General features: G+C 42.8%; 14 protein-coding genes. 4 read left to right on the forward strand and 10 right to left on the reverse strand.

All coding sequences use genetic code 11. The features are described from left to right. Positions 1-36 precede the first annotated feature (36 nt). The 3 genes from KFO40_RS11870 to KFO40_RS11880 all read right to left on the reverse strand — a co-directional run bounded on the left by KFO40_RS11870 (position 37) and on the right by KFO40_RS11880 (position 3563). Positions 37-1395 (reverse strand): MATE family efflux transporter, encoded by a 1359-nt coding sequence (locus tag KFO40_RS11870; protein ID WP_022199757.1) that lies wholly within the window; start codon positions 1393-1395, stop codon positions 37-39. A gap of 84 nt (positions 1396-1479) precedes the next feature. Next, positions 1480-2718, reverse strand: a complete 1239-nt coding sequence (locus KFO40_RS11875; protein ID WP_117684364.1) for a M16 family metallopeptidase — start codon at positions 2716-2718, stop codon at positions 1480-1482. A 5-nt stretch (positions 2719-2723) separates the two neighbouring features. After that, positions 2724-3563 carry a peptidylprolyl isomerase gene (locus tag KFO40_RS11880; protein WP_211146391.1) on the reverse strand — a complete coding sequence of 280 codons (840 nt, stop codon included), beginning with the start codon at positions 3561-3563 and terminating at the stop codon, positions 2724-2726. A gap of 87 nt (positions 3564-3650) precedes the next feature. Between KFO40_RS11880 and KFO40_RS11885 the strand changes: the two genes are divergently transcribed. The 3 genes from KFO40_RS11885 to KFO40_RS11895 all read left to right on the forward strand — a co-directional run bounded on the left by KFO40_RS11885 (position 3651) and on the right by KFO40_RS11895 (position 7293). Then, positions 3651-5024 carry a sigma-54-dependent transcriptional regulator gene (locus KFO40_RS11885; RefSeq protein ID WP_004304936.1) on the forward strand — a complete coding sequence of 458 codons (1374 nt, stop codon included), beginning with the start codon at positions 3651-3653 and terminating at the stop codon, positions 5022-5024. Between the two features lie 171 nt (positions 5025-5195). Further along, on the forward strand, positions 5196-6752 hold the full coding sequence (locus KFO40_RS11890; RefSeq protein ID WP_211146392.1) for a sulfatase: 1557 nt from the start codon (positions 5196-5198) through the stop codon (positions 6750-6752). 274 nt (positions 6753-7026) lie between these two features. Continuing rightward, on the forward strand, positions 7027-7293 hold the full coding sequence (locus KFO40_RS11895; RefSeq protein WP_004299920.1) for a hypothetical protein: 267 nt from the start codon (positions 7027-7029) through the stop codon (positions 7291-7293). 119 nt (positions 7294-7412) lie between these two features. Here KFO40_RS11895 and KFO40_RS11900 read toward each other — a convergent pair whose 3' ends face one another. From KFO40_RS11900 to KFO40_RS11930, 7 genes are all read right to left on the reverse strand, one after another. Beyond that, a complete protein-coding gene (locus KFO40_RS11900; RefSeq protein ID WP_022276192.1) occupies positions 7413-8984 on the reverse strand; it encodes a LamG domain-containing protein in 1572 nt (523 codons plus the stop codon). Between the two features lie 36 nt (positions 8985-9020). After that, on the reverse strand, positions 9021-10949 hold the full coding sequence (locus KFO40_RS11905; protein WP_004299918.1) for a RagB/SusD family nutrient uptake outer membrane protein: 1929 nt from the start codon (positions 10947-10949) through the stop codon (positions 9021-9023). A 13-nt stretch (positions 10950-10962) separates the two neighbouring features. Further along, the gene (locus KFO40_RS11910; RefSeq protein WP_008645247.1) at positions 10963-14208 is read right to left on the reverse strand and encodes a SusC/RagA family TonB-linked outer membrane protein; all 3246 of its coding nucleotides are present in this window, start codon (positions 14206-14208) and stop codon (positions 10963-10965) included. A gap of 36 nt (positions 14209-14244) precedes the next feature. Continuing rightward, positions 14245-15636 (reverse strand): glycoside hydrolase family 76 protein, encoded by a 1392-nt coding sequence (locus KFO40_RS11915; protein WP_004299916.1) that lies wholly within the window; start codon positions 15634-15636, stop codon positions 14245-14247. Between the two features lie 14 nt (positions 15637-15650). Then, the gene (locus KFO40_RS11920; RefSeq protein ID WP_004299915.1) at positions 15651-16898 is read right to left on the reverse strand and encodes a SusE domain-containing protein; all 1248 of its coding nucleotides are present in this window, start codon (positions 16896-16898) and stop codon (positions 15651-15653) included. An 18-nt stretch (positions 16899-16916) separates the two neighbouring features. Then, positions 16917-18890 carry a LamG-like jellyroll fold domain-containing protein gene (locus KFO40_RS11925; RefSeq protein ID WP_022276190.1) on the reverse strand — a complete coding sequence of 658 codons (1974 nt, stop codon included), beginning with the start codon at positions 18888-18890 and terminating at the stop codon, positions 16917-16919. 188 nt (positions 18891-19078) lie between these two features. Beyond that, positions 19079-23119, reverse strand: a complete 4041-nt coding sequence (locus KFO40_RS11930; RefSeq protein ID WP_211146393.1) for a response regulator — start codon at positions 23117-23119, stop codon at positions 19079-19081. A 210-nt stretch (positions 23120-23329) separates the two neighbouring features. On the opposite strand from KFO40_RS11930, the gene KFO40_RS11935 reads away from it, so the two are divergent. Beyond that, positions 23330-25612, forward strand: coding sequence for a GH92 family glycosyl hydrolase (locus KFO40_RS11935; RefSeq protein ID WP_004299912.1), 2283 nt, complete (start codon positions 23330-23332; stop codon positions 25610-25612). The last annotated feature ends 51 nt before the right edge of the window (positions 25613-25663 follow it).

Genomic DNA, 25663 nt, shown 5'->3' on the forward strand with positions numbered 1-25663 from the left:
GTTAAGTATTAAGTTTTAATTATCAAGTATTTAGCATCAGGTTTTGGGGTGAGGTTCGGGGAGTTTCGTCATGTGATGAAAACGCCACCAAAGCATCAATCCTGCGCTCGTCAAACCAAAAGGAAATGCCATCCAGACACCTACTACTCCCCATCCCATGACAAAGCCGCAGAAATAACCTACAGGAAGAGAAATAATGAAATAGGCGACAAAGGCGATAATCATCATTAGTTTTACATCTGAAATTCCACGCAAAGCATTGGCGAAAGTAATCTGCAGTCCGTCGCCAAACTGGTAAACGAGGAAAGGGAAGATTAGAGAGGTCACCATAGCAGCCACTTCCTGACTGTCGGTAAACCAGCCTCCCAAGTAATTCCGGCAAAGGAAGACAATCAAAGAAAGCACAACGCCCAATGTCATCATCAGATGAAAACCTGCATAGGCAGAACGACGTACATTAATGATATCATTCTGACCTTTGAAGTTACTGACACGAACAGCCACAGCAGCACCCATACCGTAATACATCATAAATGTAAACTGCGAAATAGCCAGCATAACCTGATGAGAAGCCAGAGCGATAGTACCCAGCCAACCGATCATGATCGCACTTAGACTAAAGGAGGCTGTCTCCATTCCCATTTGAAAAGCAACCGGCCATCCGAGACCATTCAAATGCCCAAATACAGCTCGTGACCATCCCAAACGGAAAAAGCCAATCTTATAGCGGACAAAACGCGGACTACGCATAAAGATGATGATAAATATAATCACCATCACGATACGCGAGAACAGCGTGCTGACACCTGCTCCCAACAGACCTAACTCGGGCAATCCGAGCTTTCCATAAATCAGGATATAGTTTCCTATGATATTCAAGACATTTCCACCAAGCAATATCCACATAGCGGTTTTTGTATCCGTAATTCCGTCTGTAAACTGCTTGAATCCATTGAAAAGCATGACAAACACTAGTGAAGCGAGCAAAACAAGGTAATACGGTTTAATCAGGGGAATCAATTCTTCCGGCTGTCCGAGACGTTCTATATTTAGATAAAGAACAGTCATACAGACAGTCAGCAGCAATGCAACCATCAGGTTTGCCAGCAAACTGTTGCGTAAAGCCTGTCCCGCAGGGGCATACTGGCGGGTTCCATACAAACCTCCCACAATGGGAGTCAGCCCATACGAAAAACCCGTACTGAAAATAATCGCCAGATTGAACACATTATTGACGAAGGAAGCTGCTCCCAGCTCAATCGTACTATGATGCCCGATCATTAACGTATCCGCAAATCCAAGAACGATTACTCCTATTTGACCGATCACAATCGGCAGTCCGAGAAAAATTAGTGCTTTATAATGCTCTTTATATGTACTATAAATATGTCTCATTTACTTTTCCGTTACCTAAACGTATCTCCATTTTCAGGCAAAGGGACTTTCCCCTTTCACTGATAGATTATAAAAAGGGAGAATTTAATTTTGTTGTTTCTTATAATATAGTATTACTCCGTTCTCCTTACGGAAAGCAGATTGAGCTACCGCCCGCAATTGTTCAGCCGTGACAGACCGATAACGATCGACCTCTTTTTCCATGTCCTCCGCCCGGCCAAGCAATTCGTACCAAGCCAGGTTGGTTGCCACATTCAAATAATTGATGTTGCCGAATATCTGGGTGGACTCAAATTTGTTCTTCACTTTTTCCAGTTCCTGTTCGTCAACCAATTCTTGCTGCAACAGTTCCAGTTCTTCCCGCACTGCCGCTTCCGCCTGTTCCAGGGTGACACCTGCCGAAGGTTTACCACTAATATGGAATAACCCCGCATCTACACTGCCGGAAATATAAGCATCTATACTCGAAAATAATTGTTTCTGTTGTACCAAACGCTGGTTCAACCGGCTGGAACGTCCGTTGCTCAACACATCCGACAAAATATCAAATGCATAATAATCCGGATGGCAATGGGCAGGCATGTGGTATGCCATAAATAAAGAATCGAGAGGAACATTTCTCTCTACCGTCAGCCGCCGTTCTTCCGTCTGTTCCTGTTCTTGTGGCAGGTTCCGTTGAGGAACTTCCCGACGAGGAATAGAGCCGAACCATTTTTCTGTCAAAGCAACCGCCTCTTCGAAAGAGATATTACCGGTCACAGCTAATATGGCATTATTAGGAGCATAAAAACGGAAAAAGAATGCCTTCACTTCTTCCAGCGTAGCATTGGCAATATGCGACAACTCTTTTCCGATAGTAGGCCATTGATAAGGATGCGTCTGATAAGCCAGAGGACGCAAAAGATGTCCGATATCCCCATAAGGCTGATTCAAACAACGCTGTTTGAATTCTTCTATTACTACTCCCCGCTGTACCTCCAGACTCCGTTCGCTAAAATCAAGACTCAACATCCGGTCGGATTCCAACCAAAAGCCGGTTTCTACGTTCTGACGAGGTACAGTGAGGTAGTAATTGGTTATATCATTATTCGTCCAGGCATTATTCTCTCCACCCGCCAATTGAAGCGGCATATCATAATCGGGAATATTCACCGACCCTCCGAACATCAGGTGTTCGAACAAATGGGCAAAACCAGTATGCTCGGGATCTTCGTCGCGAGCTCCCACATTATATAATATATTAAGGGCAACCATCTGCGTACTTTCGTCCTGCGAATGTACCAGACGTAACCCATTATCAAGAATATGCCTGTTGATTTTCATATATTTCAGTCAAGTATTGTCACCTTTGTTATTTTTACATCTTCTTCGGGACGATCGCTACGGTCGGTTTTCACCTGCTGGATTTTATCCACAATATCCAGACCTTTCACTACTTCGCCGAACACAGTATATTCGCCATCCAGATGCGGAGTTCCTCCCACCGTTGTATAGGCTTCAATCTGTTCCGGAGTGAAATGAAATTCCGGTTGTTTAGCTGCCATTTCCTGTGCCTCTGCAAACAACTTTTCCTGCAAATCATAAAGACCGTTTTCGTCATTTGCTTTTCGCATCTTATAAATTTCCTTCATGTGTTTCTGTGCCAGCGTATTGAAAATAACATTAATCTTATTCTCATTCATCTGGCTTTCCATACCCAGCAAGGTAGAGTCATTGAACACCTTACCTGTCACGATATAGAACTGACAACCGGAAGATTCTTTCTTCGGGTTCACATTATCTCCCTGACGGGCAGCGGACAGGGCACCTTTCTTATGGAAATATTTAGGATATACAAATTCAGCGGGAACAGTATAACCTACATCTCCCGTACCCAGCATTTTTCCTTTCGGTGCATTCTTTGAGTCCGGGTCACCAGCCTGAATCATAAAATCTTTGATAACACGATGAAACAGTGTGCCTTCATAAACACCGTCCTTCACCAGTTTGATAAAATTATCACGATGTTTCGGTGTCTCATTATATAGTTTCACCTCGATATCTCCTACAGTTGTCTCAATCTTTACCAACATTTCTTTATCCATGTCTCCTCCTTTTTTTGTTCCGGTTTTGCAGGCAGTAAGTCCGCAAAACGATATGGTTAATATTATCAATAGAATCTTTTTCATAACACTTTTATTTAATTTAAGTTTGCAAATATACCACTTTCGCCTAAATCCTCTTACCTTTGTGACTTAAAAGAATCAAAACCTGACATGATGAGCTCCATATTGATCGTTGAAGATGATATCACTTTTGGAATGATGCTAAAAACCTGGCTAGGCAAAAAGGGCTTTGAAGTATCATCAGTGAGTAATATTGCCCGCGCCCGAAAACATATCGAAAGCCAAAACGTCGATCTGATTTTATCAGACCTGCGACTACCCGACCACGAAGGTATCGATCTGCTGAAATGGATGAATGAACAAGGCATGGACATTCCTTTAATCATCATGACTGGCTATGCGGATATACAATCCGCCGTACAGGCAATGAAACTGGGAGCACGTGATTATATAGCCAAACCGGTAAATCCGGAAGAATTACTGAAGAAAATTTCTGAATGTCTGCAGTCTGAAAAGAGTCCTGCTACTCATAACGTTGCTAAATCTTCTTCTAAAAAAGGTGCTTCTACTTCATCTAAAGATTCAACAGAAAATCATCGTGCTTATCTGGAAGGAGAAAGTGATGCAGCCAAACAACTCTACAATTATGTAGGTCTGGTAGCTCCGACCAATATGTCCGTACTTATCAACGGTTCCAGCGGAACAGGAAAAGAGTATGTGGCGCACCGTATTCATCAACTTAGCAAACGAAACGATAAACCGTTTATTGCCGTAGATTGTGGTTCTATCCCCAAAGAACTGGCTGCTTCCGAATTTTTCGGTCATGTGAAAGGTTCGTTTACAGGTGCTCTGACAGATAAAACGGGGGCTTTCGTTGCAGCCAACGGTGGTACTATCTTTCTGGATGAGATCGGAAACCTTAGTTATGAAGTGCAGATACAACTGCTTCGTGCCTTGCAAGAGAGAAAAATACGTCCGGTAGGTTCTACACAGGAGATATCGGTAGATATTCGTCTGGTATCTGCCACCAATGAGAATCTGGAACAAGCCATTGAAAAAGGTACTTTCCGTGAAGACCTTTATCATCGTATCAATGAATTTACCCTCCGTATGCCCGATCTGAAAGAACGGAAAGAAGATATTCTGCTCTTTGCCAATTTCTTCCTCGATCAGGCAAACAAGGAACTGGATAAACACCTGATTGGTTTCGATGCAAAAGCATCGCAAGCTTTAATGAATTATCATTGGCCGGGAAATTTGCGCCAAATGAAGAACATCGTCAAAAGAGCAACTTTATTGGCACAAAGCAGTTTCATTACTTTATTGGAATTGGGGACCGAGCTTTTAGAAACTCCTGCATCCAGCAATACGAGCATTGCATTACGCAATGAAGAGACTGAAAAAGAGCATATTTTGGAGGCGCTACGCCAAACAGGAAACAATAAGAGTAAAGCAGCACAATTACTGAATATTGATCGAAAGACTTTATATAATAAATTGAAATTATACAATATTGATTTGTAACAAGTTACATTCTTGCATTTTCTCAAGTGTTCTCATGCCTATGAGTATTTATTCTCATCACGGTGAGAAATGATTCCTTTTTGTAGTGCTCGAACTTATCTTTAACCGAATCTATCGCATTACCAGATATTATTAATTTTAATGCATATTCCATAGAATAAAATGACCCCCATGAATAAAAAAACATTATTACCCCTTGCATTTGTGCCACTCGCTGCAACCAATCTGCAAGCACAAAGCAATATGCAAATAGAACACGCGGACAAACGTCCGAATATCATTCTCTTTATGGTAGACGATATGGGATGGCAGGATACTTCACTCCCATTCTGGACACAGAAAACACACTATAACGAATTGTACGAGACTCCCAATATGGAGCGGTTAGCCAAACAGGGAATGATGTTTACTCAAGCGTATGCCAACAGTATCAGTTCTCCTACCCGGTGCAGCCTCATCACCGGAACAAACGCCGCACGTCACCGAGTAACTAACTGGACGCTGCAAAAGAATACAATGACAGACCGTAAAGATAGCATTCTGGCAGTCCCTGACTGGAATTACAATGGAGTAAGTCAAGTGTCCGGCACTAATCATACTTTCGTAGGAACCTCCTTCGTGCAACTGCTAAAGAACAGCGGTTATCATACTATACATTGTGGAAAAGCCCATTTCGGAGCGATAGATACTCCAGGGGAAGATCCGCATCATTGGGGATTCGAGGTAAATATTGCCGGACATGCGGCCGGTGGACTTGCCAGTTACCTGGGAGAAGAGAACTACGGACATACCAAAGATGGGAAAGCGGTATCACTGATGTCTGTTCCCGGATTAGAGAAATATTGGGGAACGGAAACCTTTGTAACTGAAGCATTGACGTTGGAAGCCATTAAAGCACTGGATAAAGCGAAAAAGTATAATCAGCCTTTCTATTTGTATATGTCGCAATATGCCATCCACATTCCTTTGAACAAAGATATGCGCTTCTATGAGAAGTACAAGAAAAAAGGAATGACAGACCATGAAGCTGCTTATGCCACACTGATTGAAGGAATGGATAAAAGTTTAGGTGATTTAATGAACTGGCTGGAAAAGAATGGAGAAGCCAACAACACTATTATCATTTTTATGAGTGATAACGGAGGACTTGCATCCGAATCCGGATGGCGTGACGGCAAGCTGCATACACAGAATTATCCATTGAACAGTGGTAAAGGTTCTACTTATGAAGGCGGTATCCGCGAATCGATGATTGTCAGTTGGCCGGGAGTAGTAGCTCCGGGAAGCAAATGCAACAACTACTTGTTGATAGAAGACTTCTACCCTACTATTCTTGAAATAGCAGGTGTCAAGAACTACCAGACAGTTCAACCGATAGACGGTATCAGTTTCATCCCTCTGCTGAAACAGACAGGCAACCTAGCTAAGGGTCGGAGTCTTTTCTGGAATATGCCTAACAACTGGGGAAATGACGGTCCCGGAATCAACTTTAATTGTGCCGTTCGAAACGGTGACTGGAAATTGATTTATTACTATGGAACAGGAAAGAAAGAGTTATTCAACATACCTGATGATATAGGAGAAAGCAACGACCTTAGTGCACAGCATCCGGACATCGTGAAGAAACTTTCTAAAGAGCTGGGCAACTTTCTAAGAAAAGTAGATGCACAACGACCGACTTTCAAAGCGACAGGTAAACCTTGTCCCTGGCCGGATGAAATTAAGTAAATAGATTACCTAAATAAAAGAACTGTGGCGGGGAGTGTGGAATTATTCCACACTCCCCGCCACAGTTTCCACACACTCCACACATACTTCCCCACTATCCTAATTGGCATCATCTTCCTCATTCCCTTATTTATCAATCACTTATCATACATTATCTAATTTTGGCACGCGCTTTGATCTTTAATTAGGCGTTAGCGAAAAGCAATAACCGATTCCTTAACACAAAGGTAGAGAATTGAAAACATATGTCTAATAATCATTAAAGCAAACGATTATGAAAAAATTAGTATTAGTAGTAGCAATGTTTATGTTTGTTTGTGGTGGTTCATTCCTTGTAAAGGCTCAGAGTTCTGCAGAAGCTGTGACAGCCCCGACAGAAATCAATGCAACAGTTGTCAATGATACAGTAGTAAAAGATACTGTAACTAAAGAAGACGCGCCTGCAAAGGCATCACTGGTTGCACTCGCCGCCAATGTCAATGATACAGTTGTCACAGACACTACATCAAAAGACAAACCGGCTGAGCCTGTCAAGGAATAACCTTGCCAACAACATGCAGGACATAGTCTGCCGAAGAATAGTAAGCACACTACAAAAAAAGCCATCCCTACTTTCGTCTATTCCGGGGATGGCTTTTTTATTATCCTATCTTCTTACAATTATTCTGTAGGAGTACTTGTTTCCAATATCGGATCTGTTTTCCAACTTGAAACAATATTTGCCGCCTCTGCTTCGAAGCTCTTTCCTGCCAAGGACACAAATGTCTTGGTATTACCATTTCCATTATTGAATAACCAATTAGCTACCATTCCATCCTTATCCTCACTCAACAACTTGCCGCTCTGCTCGGAGATCTGTTGATCCGACAAGGCTTTTGTCCAAATACGGGCATAACTGATAGCTCCGTTCAACCGGCGTTTACCATCAGACTGGCCGATGTAGAAATCAGAAGTAAGATTGATCTCTTTCAAATCATCCGGCGTACCGTTTGATAATTGAAGCGTTTCTCTGACACCATTTACATACAATGCAATCCGTTCGCTTCCGCTCTTACTATTATCCAATACCACAGCCACATCATACCACTTATTGGTTTCTATCTTAGTAGAGCCCTCATAGCGAATACTACCTTTATCATCTGCAGCAAGCTGAAGGAAACGTTCTTCATCATTGCTTCCTCCCTTATGCACGTCGACACGCAGCAGGAATTTCTTCTCTATACCCATCACCGTATTAATCCGGGCATTTCCATTGTCATTGCCATTCAACGACTCAATATTGAAACGAGCCTCAAATGTGATCGTACTCAAATTCTTTAGCGATTCATCTGCCGTACCATTATATTCAAACGGTACTTTAAAGTAATTACCGCTACCTAGGTTCGCTACTTTATCTGCCTGTACCACCGTAACGGTCAGACTTAATTCCTGTTCCGCTTCGTCTCTGACAAACACGGTAGTGATACCCGCTTTTTTACCTATTAAATTGAAACGAGTGTCATCCACCTGCTGAATAGCTACAATCTCTTCATCCTCTGCTGTCAGACTATAACCTCCGTTCCCTTTTTCTACCGTAATCATGATCTTATTGTTGACTCCCACTCTCGGTGTCAGGTTGGAGACATCGATAGAAATCGGATTTACCGTCACCTGAACCACTGCCTGTTTTCCTTTATGGTCTGTAAAAGTCACTGTTGTATGTCCGTTCTTCAAACCTGTCAAAGTATAGAAAGGACGGAACTGATCTGTATTAACCATGCTGACAACCGTTTCATCCTCCACCTCATAAGACAATTCATCATTGCTGGAAAAGTTTCCCATGCTAACAATCAGTTGCTTTTCACCGGCAACTTCCAAGATCACCTCCGGTTCATTCACTTCCAATTCAAATACACCTACATTCACAGAAATATTGGCAACTACTCCTTCTCCATCCATTACTTCGACGGTAGTGGCCCCATTCTGTGAGCCACTTTTTACAGTTATCAATTCGCCGGAAACGGTAGCCGTTGCAATGGCAGTGTTGAAACTTCTCACGGTATAGTTTCCGTTTCCAACCACTACATTCACTTTGGCTTCCTCATTCTGCCCGATACGTATTACCGGTTTGTTCACAATCAACTCTATCAAGTCTTTAGCCACATCGTCGTCATCATCGTCATCACAACCTGTAACGGCAAACGATAATACCGACAAAAGCAACAGACACATATATGTATAGATTCGTTTCATCTGATTTTCTTTTTAAAGTTATACATTCCTACCGGTTTACCATCCGGGATTTTGTTCAATGGTCGGTGTCTTCTGCAACTCACTCTGGCGAATCGGGAACAGATAATGCTGAATAGAGAACGTACGTTCTTCCACGCAGAAACGCTCCATTCTATATTTCACACCGTCAACCGTAATGGCCCCATTCTCATCCTGCACCGGACGCATTCCGTTAATCATTCGCTGGCAACGGGGCAATGCACCGTTATTGGCAGCCCAGTATTTCTGTGTACGTTTTGAATTGTCACTCCCGCTCGATTTCCAAAGGCTTTCCTTTGCTAGCTCTTCCTTACTGGTGGGTTCCAGATACAAGCGGCAAGTCCACGGACGTTTTCCTTCATAAAAAAGTTCCACGCGACGTTCGCGCTGAATGTATTCACGCATCAACTGTTGATTAGTCTTTACTTCCGGCGGCATCGGTTTCATAAAAGAACGTTCACGAACCGTATTCACCAATTTATAAGCTTCATCGATATCCTCGCCCAATTCATTACAAGCCTCTGCATAAATATAAATAAACTCCGGAAGACGCCAGATGGCGGGCGCATTGATACTGAAGTTACCGGATTTGTTCCATGACTCCTGTTGGAATTTACGTAAATAATAACCGGTAGTAGTTGCATTGGTAGCACCAATCTTATCGGAACCACTCGCCGTATTGATCGTTTTCGACTCGTTCTTATTATTACGGTAAGGAGCTCCGTGATAAATTACATCACGATAGAAACGCGGGTCACGAGTACCTTTCACATACGGATTAGTATCATCATAGCCACCTTTGCGGGCTTCTGCCGAATATACCGGATAGCCATAATCACCTACGATATATTCGTATTCATCCACTTGTTCCTGCACCGGTTGCTGGCGCGAACTTCCCTCACGGCTGGGCGGATAAATATCACCCTGCCATGCCTGATCCTTGCTCTTCGTCATAAAGAACACATACTCATTGGCAAAGGCATCCATATCATAAAACATATCCCACAAACGAGCATATACACGGCTGTCATTCAGATTACCGTCAGCCGGATCCTTGAAATCATTTGCATCATGTTTCGTATAGAGAGAATAACGCTTGGTTCCGCCGACTTCGAAATCCAAAACGGCTTTAGCCGCTTCTTTGGCTTTTCTCCAACGAGTAGCATCATAAGCATACTCATTTTCAAACACACGACGCAAGTTGTATCCATATTGAGAAGCACCGTTCCACAACGGAGTAGCCGCTACCCAGCGAACAAAAGAAATCAATCCCAGACAGGCTCCCTTATCCACACGGCCAAAATTCTCGGAAGTTTTCACATATTTATTAGGAACCATGCCATAAGCAGTTTGCGCATCCGTCACAATCTTTTCAACCATCGAATGAACAGATTCTTTCTTGAAGTCCATATTATCTCCGGCATTAATCACACGGTCAATATAAGGAGCTTCGCCATACATACGCAATAACAGCATGTGGAAATAACCACGCATGAAATACATCTCACCGATACGGTTGCGAAGATCACCATCCTGCTGTGGGTTGTCGGGCGTGTTATACTTCTGTACATTTTCTATAATCAGGTTCGCTTTACGGATTCCTTCATAAAGAGCTTCCCAATATTGCCCTACACTACCGGGCAAAGAATTTGGGTTCCAGGCACCGTTATTGAAGTTATTCGTAATGTTTCCCTCTACGTTGGTTCCTTCACATTCGTCCGTAATGGCACTGTTGCTGAAGTGCTCGAAGAACACCAGCGGACGGTCTGCTTTCTTTGCAGCCGCGTATACGTCGGAAACCAGTCCGTTCACTTTTTCGTAACGGGCAAAAACGTCCGCTTCCGTAATATTATCATCATCGTCCCGATCCAGGTAATCGCTACATGAAGTAAAGACCAACGGCAGGACCAATAAAGCAATTGCTGAAAATCTATATAACTTTTTCATATTTCTATCTTATTTAGAATGTTATATCAATACCAAAATTGAATACCTTTTGAATAGGATACCAGGAAGCTCCGTCTCCGGATTTCGTTTCCGGATCTATATCCACATCACCCAGTTTATCAAAAGTCAACAGATTCAGACCTTGCACATAGATACGTGCCTGTTGCACATGGAATTTACGTAATAATTTGGGTGATACATTGTAACCAATTTCCACATTCTTAAGACGCAGGTAGGAAGCATCATACAAAAACAAACTACTGTTTCCATTCTTGTTGTTATCATGTGTTCCATAATGCAATGCCGGATATTTGGCAGTAGCAGCCGTTTCCGGTGTCCAACGGTCCAGATGCATTTTCTTCACACGTCCGATCTTATCTTGTTCAAATTGCGGGAAGTCAAATACAGCAGCCCCATTCAACAGAATAGATGATTTTGTCGCACCTTGCAATAATACACTAAAATCAAAGTTCTTATACTGGAAACCGAAAGGAATACCGAACATCAGTTCCGGACTACGCGGATTTCCCATTGCTGTACGGTCTTCATCATCAATCACTCCGTTACGATCCAAATCCTTATAAACAACATCTCCCGGAATTAATTGTCCCCACGGCTGATAACCGATCTTGTTCAAGCGGTCAGCCTCTTCCTGATCGGCTACAAAATGATCGAACACATAGACGAAGTTTTCGTATAAACGTTTACCGGTTTCTTTACGCCAGGAGTTCTTGCGGGCAACTTCCGCTTTATATTCCAAACGGTTGCGGGAGAAAGTCAGGTTCGGACGAATATAGTAACGGAAATCCTTTCCAATCTTATCATTCCAGCTCAATTCGATATCCACACCGCGGTTGCTTACTTCACCCAGATTCTGTAAAGCTGCATCTTTACCTACAATATCCGGATATCCCATGATACCGTCACTATTCATATCTGTAATAATGTCAAAACGATATTCATAAAATGCATCTATCGTCAATGCCAAACGTTGGTTCAGGGTAGTAAAGTCGATACCGACATTCAGTTTACGGGCTTTCTCCCAAGTCAGATTCGCATTAGCCAGATTACCTTCGGAAGTACCGCCTACATTCGTACCAAAGTTATTACCGAAATCATAACCACTGCCACTACCGTAGAAAGCCAGATATGGGAAACGGCTGCTGACATTGTCACTACCTACCAAACCATAGGAGGCTCTTACTTTCAGGAAGTCAATCCAGGAAGCCTTTTTCATAAATTCCTCTTCAGAGACTACCCAACCGATTGAACCAGCTGGGAAGAACCCGTAACGTTTGCCCGGAGTGAAGTTTTCGGAACCATTGTAACCGAAGTTAAATTCCATCAGATACTTCTGATTATAATAATAAGCAAAGCGTCCGGTGATACCCTGGCTATGATAAGCCAGTTCATTGTTAACAGTACGGTTACCACGGTTTGCCAATAACATGGCGGTCACTTCGTGGCGGTTGCTAAACAAACGGTTGTAATCCAAACGTGCCTGTATATAAGTACGTCCGTCAGAAGCGTTATGACTGAATCCGTTGCCAATAGTCTGGTCAATATCATATTTGTTACCCGTTTTATAAGCACCCGTATAGTGTCCGCCTGCCATATAAGCATCCGAACCTTCGATTGGCATAAACGTCGCATATTTCGGATATTCACGATAACCGTCTTTGTAAGTATCCAGTTTGCGATTAATCCAGCGTCCTTCAGAAGCATCATAAGAGAACATCACTTCCGCTTTTAATCCTTTCGTCAGAAATTCCATATCCAGATTCATGGCAAAACTACCATTCAGATACGTGTTCTTTTCATTCAGATAACCGGTACGGCTCAATTCACCCAGAAGATTGTAACGGTAGATATTGTCACCATAAAGCATTCCACGAGGATTTTGCTGAATGTATTCCTCATTCTGCGGATGCGCATTTTCTTCCACCAGGATGGGCAGATATGGAGGCTGGGTAGCACAGATGGTCATCAGGCGACCGGCTGTTGTACCCGGTGCATTACGGTCGGTAATACGGGCCCCCAAATCCAAACGGGTACTCAAATAACGATTAATGTTGATATCGATGTTCGAACGGAAGTTGTAACGGGTGAACTTGGTTTGCGAGTCATATTCACCGGCATTCGAATATTTGTAGTTACCGCCTTGTGAAAAGTAATTGGCCAATACATAATAACGTACCTTGTCCGTACCTCCACGGATGGAGAGGCTGACATCTTCCTGCAAACCGGGTTTGAAGGCAAAATCATAATAATCCCAGTCATATCCCAAACCATCGGAGTTGTCTCCTTTCGCACGGCGGAAATTGTCAATCGCCTGTTGAGAGAAAAGGTTCAAACTGCTGATGTCTGCGCCCGTCATCTTGGCATCGTTCAATCTGGCTTCATTATATAAAGTTGCATAATCGGCAGAGCCTAAATATTCGGGGAAACCGATCGGCTGGTTAATACCGATAGAGGCTTTCAGGTTCACGGTTGCCTTTTCCGCTGCCTTACCACGTTTGGTAGTAATAACGATTACACCATTTGCACCACGGATACCATAAGCGGCAGTGGCGGAAGCATCTTTCAGGATAGTGAATGTTTCAATTTCATCCGGTGCGAGGTAACTCATGTCACGTTCGATTCCATCGACAATGACAATGGCACTCTGGTTACCGTAAGTTGCCTTACCACGGATAAACAATTCACTTTGATCCACACCCGGTTCACCACCCGCATACTGGTTTACAATCAACCCCGGCAGACGTCCGGCAAGCGCATTGTTGATATTGGCAGTAGGACTTTGCGTCAGATCTTTTGTCGTGATGGTAGCAACAGAACCGATCATCGTTTCTTTACGTTGTTTGGTATAACCTACCACAACCACTTCCTGCAAGGCTTTCGTATCTTCCTGTAGTAAGACAGTCAGTTCCTTCTTTGCACCGGGAACAATTTCCTGCGGCTGGTAACCCAGGTAAGAAAACACCAACGGAGCTTCCGCATAAGGCAGTTTCAATGTAAACTTACCATCCATATCTGTAATCGTACCTGCATTGGCCACCCCTTTCACGACAACAGACACACCGATCAACGGGTCATTTGTCGTCTTGTCCAATACCGTACCCGACACTGTTATTTTATTACTTTGTGTGGCCTGCACCTTTGCCGTTCTTCCCGTTTGCGCCACACCCTGCAAAGGTATACCTGCAAGAAGAGTGCAAGAAACAGCCACCAGACAAATATTTCTTTTTATATGTATCATCTTTCTTTTCGATTTTCTATGTGTAATAAATCAATCTTATTCCTCTGCTTTCTTACCGAAATCCGGTCCGACCCAGTTGGCCTTTTCCGTTGCTTTACCTTGCACCCAGTCTTCATAACGGGCACGGATTTCAATCATTGTTGCTCCCGGGACTTCCGCATTCAAGGAAATTGTCAGGCGATCTTCCCTGTTGTCACGATTACCGAAGGTCGGTGCTTTTGCCCAATCGTACTCCCACACATAATAGCCTTCGGGATGAGCCAACGTCCAAAGCACATCAGAACAGCTGCGCAATGCAGCGATAAACTTATTCTTGGTCTTTTCCGGATAAAGGCTGTTAGTCGGCTGTTTCACCATATCCAGGAAGTAACGGACAAATATTCCACGGAATAAAAGATTATCTCCCGAATTTCCTTCACCACTGAATACCGGATAGTTGGAATCCATCTTCTTATTCACCTGGTAAGAGCCGAAAGCAACCGCATTACGAAGATATTCATCCTCACCGGTAGCGTTGTACAATTCCAGGGCAGCCGCCATAAATGTTCCCTGATTATAAGACAAGGCTACTTTATCAGGATCTCCCGGTGTTCCGTCATCTTTAATACTAAGATTATCATATACCTGTCCGGTGGAAATATCACACAGATAAGCCGTCATCCAGTTGTATACCTCTTTAGCGAAGTTCAGGTAATAAGCAGCCTGCTCTTCCCAGCCGTCTTTAGCCTCCTTAACGGTAAGTTGATACAATTTCATAGCCAGAAGGCAACCGGGACCATTGGAACAAGACATACGTGAAGCCGGCGCATCCGTTTTCCATGCCATTCCTCCTACCCCTTTATAGTCATTCTTCGCTCCCTTGATATGGTTCCACATCTTCATCAACGCACTGTAGTAATCCTGATCGCCAGTCAATTCATAAACCCGCAGACAAGACAGTGCCATCCATTCCATATCATCATAGAAGTTATTCCAGAAGTCTTTGCCACCATAACCGCAATGTTCATTCCAGTCATCAAAAGCCGGCAGGAAAGGTTTCATGATGTTTTCATACAAATGAGCTTGATATTCGGGATTGTTTGCGTGACGGATATAAGCATCGATCACGATGTCCAATGCATGTCCCTGCGACCATCCGCCGCTACCGCCCGTGCTTGCCGGTTCTCCGGTTTCCGGTGTATTCGGTTTTTCCCAGTAAATGCTTCCGCAAAAGGTATCCCGTCCGCTGGCATTCTCATAGAAATATTTGATATAAGTTCCCGTACTTTTGTCGGCTGCATCTGTCCAGTTCACATCCGACACATATTCACCGGATGAATTACCTTTGTAGATGTCTCCCAGATCGCCGTCGTCACAAGCTGTAAATATTGCCAGTGCACCGCTTAACAACAAAGCTCTTTTTGATAATGATACTATATAGTTCTTCATATTATTATTCAGTTTTAATCTTCATTCGTTTCCGAAGCTACCCAACGGTGGGTGTACGTTCCAAACTCTGCATTGAAATAGAGGGTTACATCGGTTTTCACCGTAGCATAATAGACATTTCCCTGCTTTTCGCCCCATTGCAGTAATTCGTCGCAGAAACGGAAACTGTAATCCCATGGATCTGTGCCCAATGCCAGTTGATATAAATTATAATAGCTGTTGTCGGTAGTCAGATTCGGTTGCCCTTTATCTTTCTCCTTATGTCCCCAACGGTAGGTTGTTCCGTTGATTTCCATCTTAAAGCTATGACGGGTTTCACCGCTTCCTGCCCAACTTTCCGTTTGTTTCCGGGCAGTATAATTCTTCACACCCCATTTGCCATATCCCAGATAGTTGAAATCCTGTCTATACCCACCCGAATGGTTATAAAGATATACAGCTCCTATTTCATCGTAACTGATCGTTTGTTCACCCATATTGATGGTAATCCGGTAGATGCCTGATTGAGGAACCGTAACTGTATAGTCTTCACCATCATTACGCTCACGCAACACTCCGTTGTCGTCTACATAATAATAGCATTTGCGACCTTCTACAGTAGACATAAATATAAATGGCTGGTCGGCTTTCAATTGAGTGAAAGTCTGATAGATTCCTTCATTCTGACGGAGCATTTGTTGTGCTTCCGCTTCATCACCATCATCTTCCGTGCCCACACCAGTGATATAAACCGGCTCGTTTTCAGAAGGCATATCATCAATGCCGTCCATCATAAAAATTACGAAATAACCTTCCAGACTACTAAGAGCCTGATCCAATCCGCAATAAGCACGCACCTTCCAACGCAGTGTGCCGTTGGTATTGCAACGGAATTTAGCCAGTTTACCTATTGTGTTTGCCTGATAATGGGTTAAAGTCAACTGCGATTCCAAACCGTTATTGTCAGAAAAGATCGTTTCTACCGGTTTGGTAAAGTCTCCCCCGATCGTATCAATCAATACTTCATAACGATATACTGTATTTCCGTGTTTCTCGGTAGGCGTCCATTTCAGAACAATATCCGTCAACGAAGCACCCGAAAGTACTACTCGCTCGCCACTAGCCATTGCATCCATTGTTCTAACAGGTTCAGGCGGAACAATCGGTTCATAATCATCCGGATCAAATCCCGGATTCAGTTTATTGTCACAAGCCGTCAGTCCGATAAGAAAAAACAGCAGGGCAAATTTGATTAGTTTTTTTGTTATCATATTGTTTCTCATATTATTATATTCCTAGTTTTAGTATGAATGAGGACATTCAATTGGTTCAAAGCGGCTCTTATCTCCATTATAAGTTGCAGGAAGTTCCGCTCCCCAGGCAGGTTTATTTTCGCTTATATTCTGCAAACAAACTTGCGCATCCAATCCGCTGCCGCCATTTCCCCAATTTTCAAAAACTGTAGTACCTCCGACACCTTTCGAGAATACCCAATATCCCATCAAGTCAGAGTGTTCTTCTGCATTAAGGATTTTGCACATATTCGCTTTAATTTCACTTTCGTCCAACGCTCTCTTCCACATCCGTGCCTGATAAACTTTGCAATATCCTACCCGATATGAATCTCCGGAACGTCCAATCAACAGTGCTTTATCATTTCCACCTACATCTGTCAGATTGAGAGATGAATTAGGGGCACAATCCTCATAAGAGTTATCTGCAGGAGTCAACGTTTCTCTCACCCCGTTTATATACATTTTATAAGCCTCTTTAGTACTTGATTTCGTTCCATCATATACAATGGCTATATGATACCATTTACCCGGAGTCTTACGTCCACCTTCCGAATCATCGCAATAAATAGTTTGCTGACTACGGAAACGGGGATCACTCTTACCATTAATTTTAGTGGCTATTTCAAAACGCGGATTCACATCCTTAGCTTCTGCACGAAGCAGGAATACACTTTCCAAACCTATAAACGATTGCATAGAACGAGTATAAGTCGGGTAGAACACAACCTCAAAAGTAAGCTGATTCATACTTTTCACCTCTGAATGTGATTCGGCATACTTTTTAATATCAATTTTAAAGCATACGTCATATTCCATACGATAACATACCGGATTCACATAAACTGGTAACGTCAATTTCTGACCTGCCGCATCAGACAGTTCCAGTGTGGTAGCCCCGAGCTTCTTTCCTGTTAGTTTTAACTTGGTAGCCCCGTCTTCCGTAATCAATTCTGCGGTTTTCAAATAGGTTTTATTATCATCTGTGAGTTGTGCCAACTTATAATCACCATTTCCTCTGGTAATAGCTATTTCTGTAGATGCCTCATAACCACCGATGATTAAAGAAGTTGCTTCATCTTCCAGTTTAAGGTTATATGGATTCACTTTCACCGAAATCTCCTCCACAGAACCTTTCTGATCTGTCACAATCACTTTCACATCACCTCTAGCTTTGGGTTTCAAGGTAATCAGGTTCTCTTTTTCAGTAGCTTCCACAATCGTTGCATCCGTAGTAGGCTCGCCGTCTCCCACCTGATAAGTGAAACTATATCCGCCATTACCTCTCTCAATAGAGATATATTGAGATTCGGCATCCGGTTCGGCAAAAGTGGCTTCATTACTTTTCAGTGTCAGATCCACGATGTTCACTACCACAGGAATAGTGATTGTCTTACCTTTCTTATCTGTTATCGTAATATTTACCGGATCGGCTCCAGTCTCGAACTTGGCAGTCAACGGAATAACTTGTCCGGATAGTTCACCCACTTCCAAAAACTTATCAGCACCTTCCGGTATGGAAATCTGATAATCTCCGTTACCGGTCAAAATCTTCACCAGTCTCTTTTCACCGATAAAAAGGTCAAAACCTTCTTCCGGTGCATCTACCGTCAAATCCCAGAGTTTTGCTACCCGAACCAGCACTCTAGCCACTTTCTTACGTCCATCTACTATTAATATAGTAGTTTCCGTACGGTTATTTTCTTCCAACTGGCTATTTTCGGTAGCTTTAATAGTCACCTTATTACCATTGATTGTAGCCGTCGCCACGTTTTCATCAAATGGCTTCACATAATAATCGCCATTACCGGAGGTGATACTCACCGTAATTTCGTCTCCTTGTAGTAGTGTCACCGAATTATTATCGACAACCAGATCTGTTGCCGGTTTCACTTCCTGTTCTTCTTTATCATCACTGCACGATACCATAAAAAATGGAATGGTCAATGCTGAAAGAAATAAAAAACTAAGTTTCCTTTTCATTAGATTAAAGATTAATAAATTAATACTTTTCAAGTTTATCTACTTAAAAACTTCAATGAGACAAAGATAAAATCACTAAACTCTACCAAAAGAAAATTAACTATCCTTTTTTACCTTTTGGCACGGATATTTACTATATTAACACGGATATTTACTTCTTCTTTTTCTTTAAAAATTCCCGCCACAGGCTACTGCTGAACCTCTTCCAAATGTTTCATCCGAAACTCTTTTGGCGTGCACTCATACTTTTCACGGAACACCTTAAAGAAAGTAACTTTGTTCGAGAATCCCGAATCGAATACAATTTCATCAATCGTCTTTTTAGTGGTCAGCAATAAATCTTTCGCTATGTGCAAACGACATTCCTTAATCAGATCGGTCGGGCTATCCTCTCCTATCTCTTCCATCTTCCGATAAAGACTCCGGGGACTGATTGCCAGCCGATCGGCGATATAACGTGGAGTCAAATCTTTGTTCGTTATATTATCATTGATAATCTTCAAAACCGACTGTAGGAACTTCTTCGACTCTTTATGCGTCAACTTCCCGTCCGACTTTTCAAAAGAACTGATCGGCGAACTGAAATAATTTTTCAACACCTCTTTCCGTTCTATCACCTGACAGACAGAGATACGAAGATACTCCGCACTAAACGGTTTTGTGATATACATTTCCGCACCGGCAGAAAGGGCTTCCATCTGTTGTTCCATCTCGTGTCGTCCGGAAACCACAATAATAGGAATATGCGCCGTCTCTTTCACCGATTTAATCCGCCTGGTCAGTTCAATGCCACCCATTCCCGGCATCATGACATCACAGATAATCACATTCGGATAAACCTCATTCATCACCTGATCCAGCCGTTCGGGATCTTGCAAGGTTACCACATTGAAGTCAGCCGAGAAGATTTCTCCAATAAACCATAGCATTTCGATTTCATCATCGACAACCAAAAGCGTAGGACGCATCTTATCAAACTCATACTGGGGAAGTTTCAATATCGGTTGAGTATCTATCTTGGGGATATATTCCGCCATCAGTCGTTTGGTTTCCGACACTCCGGTAGTCAGCTCCATGACCGGCAAGGTTAATGTAAACATCACCCATCCGTCAGAAGTGTTTTCCACTTTCAATGTACCATTCAGCAACTTAGCCATATTATAAGAAATAGCCAGCCCCAGGCCATTCCGTGAAAAGTTCTTTTCATCCTGATTCTCGAAATTATCCAAAATGGCATACCGATTAAAAATATACTGAAAATCCTTTTCCTTGATGGTACTTCCTTCATTTGCTACACGAAGAGCCAGCATATTTTCCCGGCTCGTATCCACTTCAATCTTGATACTCTGTCCGTCGGGAGTATATTTAAAGGCATTAGAAATCAGATTAATAATGATCGTATTCAGGAATCCTTTGTCCGAGTTCCACATCACCTGCTCGGGTATCTTGCTCAAGAAAGTGATGTTTCTGGATTTAGCCATTTCAACAAACGTTTTGGCTATTCCTTTCACAATGGAAGACACATTCAATGATTCAACCCGCACTTCCCTGTTTCCCGTTTCAATCCGACGAAATTCGATCAACTCATGAATCAGGTTGTTGAGACGCTCCGCATTCGTCTGAATCATCTGTACGTAGTCCACGACAAATTTACTAAGTCCCTTCGATGAAAGGATTCGTCCGCAAGGACCATAAATCAAAGTCAGCGGAGTACAAAATTCATGTGCGATATTAGTAAAGAAACGAAGTTTGGACTCAAAGACATTCTTTTGATGGCGTTTCTCTATCTCGTTCAGCAATTCCTGCTTTTTACGTTTGGAGCGCAGGATAAAGGAACGTATCAGCAAGGCTGCCAGTAAAAGCAGACACAGGGCATAAATCAAATAAGCCCACCAGGAAGCATACCACGGATCACCTATACGAATCACCAGAGAATAGACATCACTCTCTTTATCAAAGACACTATTGTAATATTTCACCAGTAAGGTATATTCGCCGGGAGCCATATTCGTAAAAGAGACTCCGCTTTCCGAACCATTGTTTACCCATTGGTCACTCAATCCTTTTAGTTTATAGAAATAGGTACAGTTATTACCATTCAGATAATCCACAGAGGCAAATGAAACAGAAAAGAAATTCTGGTCATACTGCAAATTCAAGACTTCAGTTTCTTTTTTCCGGGTGAGAAATTCGCCCAGATTGTATTGTTCACCGAAGATAGACAGCTTATCAAAATAAACAGGAGGCATATAAAGCTGCTCCGGACGGCCATCCGCCCGGATAGCTACGACTCCATTGATTCCGCCAAAGAACAGAGTACCAGTCTGGGAATCCCGAAAAGCGGCTCCGTCACTAAACTCTACCACCTTTAAACCATCTCCAAAACCGTATGAACGAAAGACATTCCTTTTCGTATCGAAATTGATTAATCCAAGATTGGTGCTCAACCAGAAGTCGTCGGACGAGTTTCTAAGAATTGCATGAATGGTATTATTCAGGAAACCATTCTTGGCATTGAAGAGCTGATAAGAGGTTTCCGATGTGTACTTTATCAATCCGTAGCTCGTTCCGAAAAGATAGTTATTGCTGCTGTCTTTACTGATAGCGAGAATATTATTCAGGGTCATGTTTTCGTATTTGTGAGTAGACACCGGTTCCAGGCCATTCGTCGTTTCGTTATAGCGGAATACCCCATATCCCTTATTGCCAAACAACAGGTTGGCTTCATTCTCCGCATAAATAGTAAAGAAATAGTTCGATCCCAGTTCGCCGTCATTGATGATGTAACGTTGCGCATCCACAATCACCGGATTGTCCGGTGTTCCGGCAATACGAGCTTTCACCACTCCCATGCCGACACTCGCCAGCCACAGTTCGGAATCTGCTGTTTCGTAAATGCCATGGATGTATTTAAAATCTTCGTTACCGATCCGTATCGGTATACTCTTGATACGTTTTTCCCGATATGAATAATAAGTTAATCCTTCTTCGTCTCCTATCCAAAGCAAATTCCGGTGGCTCTTGGCAAAACAATAAACGGCATTACTACTCAAAGCACTATTAGAGGTAGTCAACACCTCCGCCCGACAGTCGGAGATGTTTTTATCGAATTCGTAATCATAGATTTTAAGAATTCCGTTTCCTTTGGTTCCCACCCAGAAAGTACGTTCATCATCAAGATAGATGGCACGCACGGGGCGTTCTATTTTCTCGGTATAATTGCTAAGCACCATTGATTTGATAGAATAAAGCGGGTTCGAATAAAGATAAACACCCTGCCCGTCGGTACCAATCCAAACAACATCCTGAAAACGGTCTTTCTTGAGACAGAATACACCGCTGTTGATAGGTAACGACTGAATTTGATAATGATTCGTCTCCTTCTGTTTCTCCAACAGCAGAATACCATCCATCAAAAAGCCCACAAAATAGCTGTTATGATAATGAACGATGGACGAAATTTTGCCACGTTCCTGTATTTCCTTACCCAGATTGGCAATAAACTCATTCTTCTGGGTCGGAATATGGAAAGCATAGAAATTAAATTCCTTGTCTATGTAATAAAGAGATTGCTCGTCATTGAAACAATAAATCAAGGAAGTCTGATAAATCAGGTTCGTTTTCTGGGGTAACAGGGTGATATCTCCCGATGCGGCTTCCTGCTGTATATCATAACAGCGGTTATATCCTTTCATGACTACCCACATCCGGTTGTTACCGTCGATAAAGAAGTTTACGATATCGGAAATCGGGATTCCCGTGATATTGATTTTCTTGAAGACTCCTTCTTTTTTATGATAATAATAAATGCAGTTACTATCCTGGATAATGAACAGATTACCATGACTATCCTTATTCATAAAGAAGAGTTTCTGAAATTCATTATAGTGAGTGATTGTATTGGTTTTCCGGTTCAAACGGTTCAGCCCATAGTAGGTTTGAATCCAGTAAATATCTTCGCCCGTATACACAATATTGTCAATCAGATTACCAGATAAGTAATCCTCCTTGTCACGAGTCTTAAATTCCTCAATCTCCTGTCCATCATAAATATTCAGCCCGTCGCAGGTCCCGATCCACATCAATCCACGCTCATCCTGGCACAGAGATGTAATCGAACTATTAGACATATACTCTTTATCTGCAACTTGCTTCAAATTATAAGCATAAGCGTTATGTATCAACAGATTAAGAAAAAAGAATAGAATAAAAAACAACTGTTTTCCCATAGTGTATTATTCTTAGATTTGCTATATGACAAAGGTAAACAAAAAAACATTCCGAGCTTTTTTTTGGCCGGAATATAAGTAAAGCTCCGTGCCAGAGTAGTTAATTTCAGCGACAAGAAACGATTTAGCCCCTCTATTACTAGAAGCACATTCCTTTTCTCCCTATTTTCGTCGTAGAAATTATTTTCAAATCTATAAATTCATTTGTTCATGAAAACACATTTTTCATTTAAACACTTGCTATTTCTTGGAGGTGCCGTGTTGTACAGCCTGCAATCTTCTGCCGTTAAGAATCCGGTAGACTATGTCAGCACACTGGTAGGCACTCAGTCCAAGTTTGAACTGTCTACCGGAAACACGTATCCGGCTACGGCATTGCCGTGGGGAATGAATTTCTGGACACCTCAGACCGGTAAAATGGGAGACGGTTGGGCGTACACGTATGATGCCGACAAAATCCGGGGATTCAAACAAACACATCAGCCCAGTCCCTGGATGAACGACTACGGGCAGTTTGCCATCATGCCTATCACCGGCGGACTGGTATTCGACCAAGACCGACGTGCCAGTTGGTTCTCTCACAAAGCGGAAGTTGCCAAACCTTATTATTATAAGGTATACCTTGCCGACCATGATGTAACAACCGAGCTTGCTCCTACGGAGCGTGCCGTCATGTTCCGTTTCACGTATCCGGAGACAAAGAATGCCTACGTGATTGTAGACGCTTTCGACAAAGGTTCTTATGTGAAAGTGATTCCGGAAGAAAACAAGATTATCGGCTATTCAACCAAGAATAGCGGCGGTGTGCCGGAAAACTTCAAAAACTATTTCGTGATTCAATTCGACAAACCGTTCACATTCGTTTCCACAGTTTTCGAAAACAACATTCTTCCGAATGAAACAGAAGCAAAAGGAAACCACACAGGGGCCGTGATCGGATTCGCCACGAAAAAGGGAGAAATCGTACACGCACGTGTTGCTTCCTCCTTTATCAGCCCCGAACAGGCGGAGTTGAATCTCAAAGAGCTTGGCAAAAACAGTTTCGACCAACTGGTAGCGAACGGAAGAGAGATTTGGAACCGTGAAATGAGTAAAATAGAGATAGAAGACGATAATATCGATAATTTACGTACCTTCTATTCCTGTTTATACCGTTCCATGCTTTTTCCACGCAGTTTCTACGAGATAGATGCTAAGGGACAAGTCATGCATTACAGCCCCTACAACGGCGAAGTGCGTCCCGGTTATATGTTTACCGACACCGGATTCTGGGACACGTTCCGCTGCCTGTTCCCTTTCCTCAACCTGATGTATCCGTCAATGAATCAAAAGATGCAGGAGGGACTAGTAAATACTTACAAGGAAAGCGGTTTCCTGCCGGAATGGGCCAGCCCGGGACATCGGGATTGTATGGTAGGCAACAACTCGGCTTCCGTAGTGGCCGACGCTTACATCAAAGGATTGCGAGGATATGATATCGAAACTCTTTGGGAAGCATTGAAACATGGAGCAAATGCACATCTTCGCGGGACTGCTTCAGGTCGTCTCGGTTACGAATCTTACAACCAACTGGGATATGTTGCCAACAATATCGGCATAGGACAAAACGTTGCACGTACATTGGAGTATGCTTACAACGACTGGGCAATTTATACATTAGGCAAGAAACTCGGTAAACCGGAGAGCGAAATCGACATTTATAAGAAACACGCGCTGAACTACAAAAATGTCTATCACCCGGAACGCAAACTGATGGTTGGCAAAGACAACAAAGGCGTATTCAATCCGAATTTCGATGCAGTGGACTGGAGCGGTGAATTTTGCGAAGGGAATAGCTGGCACTGGAGCTTCTGCGTATTCCACGACCCGCAAGGACTTATCAACCTGATGGGAGGCAAGAAAGAATTCAACGCGATGATGGATTCCGTCTTTGTCATCCCGGGTAAACTGGGAATGGAAAGCCGCGGCATGATTCACGAAATGCGTGAAATGCAAGTAATGAACATGGGGCAATATGCGCACGGCAACCAGCCTATTCAGCACATGGTATATCTCTACAACTATTCGAGCGAGCCCTGGAAAGCCCAATACTGGATACGTGAGATTATGAACAAGCTATATACCGCCGGTCCCGACGGTTATTGCGGTGACGAAGACAACGGACAGACTTCCGCCTGGTATGTATTCTCCGCACTCGGTTTCTATCCGGTTTGCCCGGGAACGGATGAATATATCATAGGAACCCCGCTCTTCAAATCAGCGAAGTTACATTTGGAGAACGGAAAGACCATCACAATCAAGGCAGATAACAACCAGCTTGACAACCGCTACATCAAGGAAATGAAAGTAAACGGGAAATCACAAACCCGTAATTTCCTTACACATGACCAGCTGATTAAAGGTGCTAATATTCAATTTCAAATGAGCCCCGTACCCAATAAACAACGGGGAACCACAGAAAAAGATGTACCTTACTCTCTTTCGTTTGAATAAAATATTGTACTTTTGGAGATCAATGAATTATCTACCAAACAAACTATAAAA

Source organism: Bacteroides sp. 1001302B_160321_D4 (assembly GCF_015667765.1).
Classification (GTDB): domain Bacteria; phylum Bacteroidota; class Bacteroidia; order Bacteroidales; family Bacteroidaceae; genus Bacteroides; species Bacteroides xylanisolvens.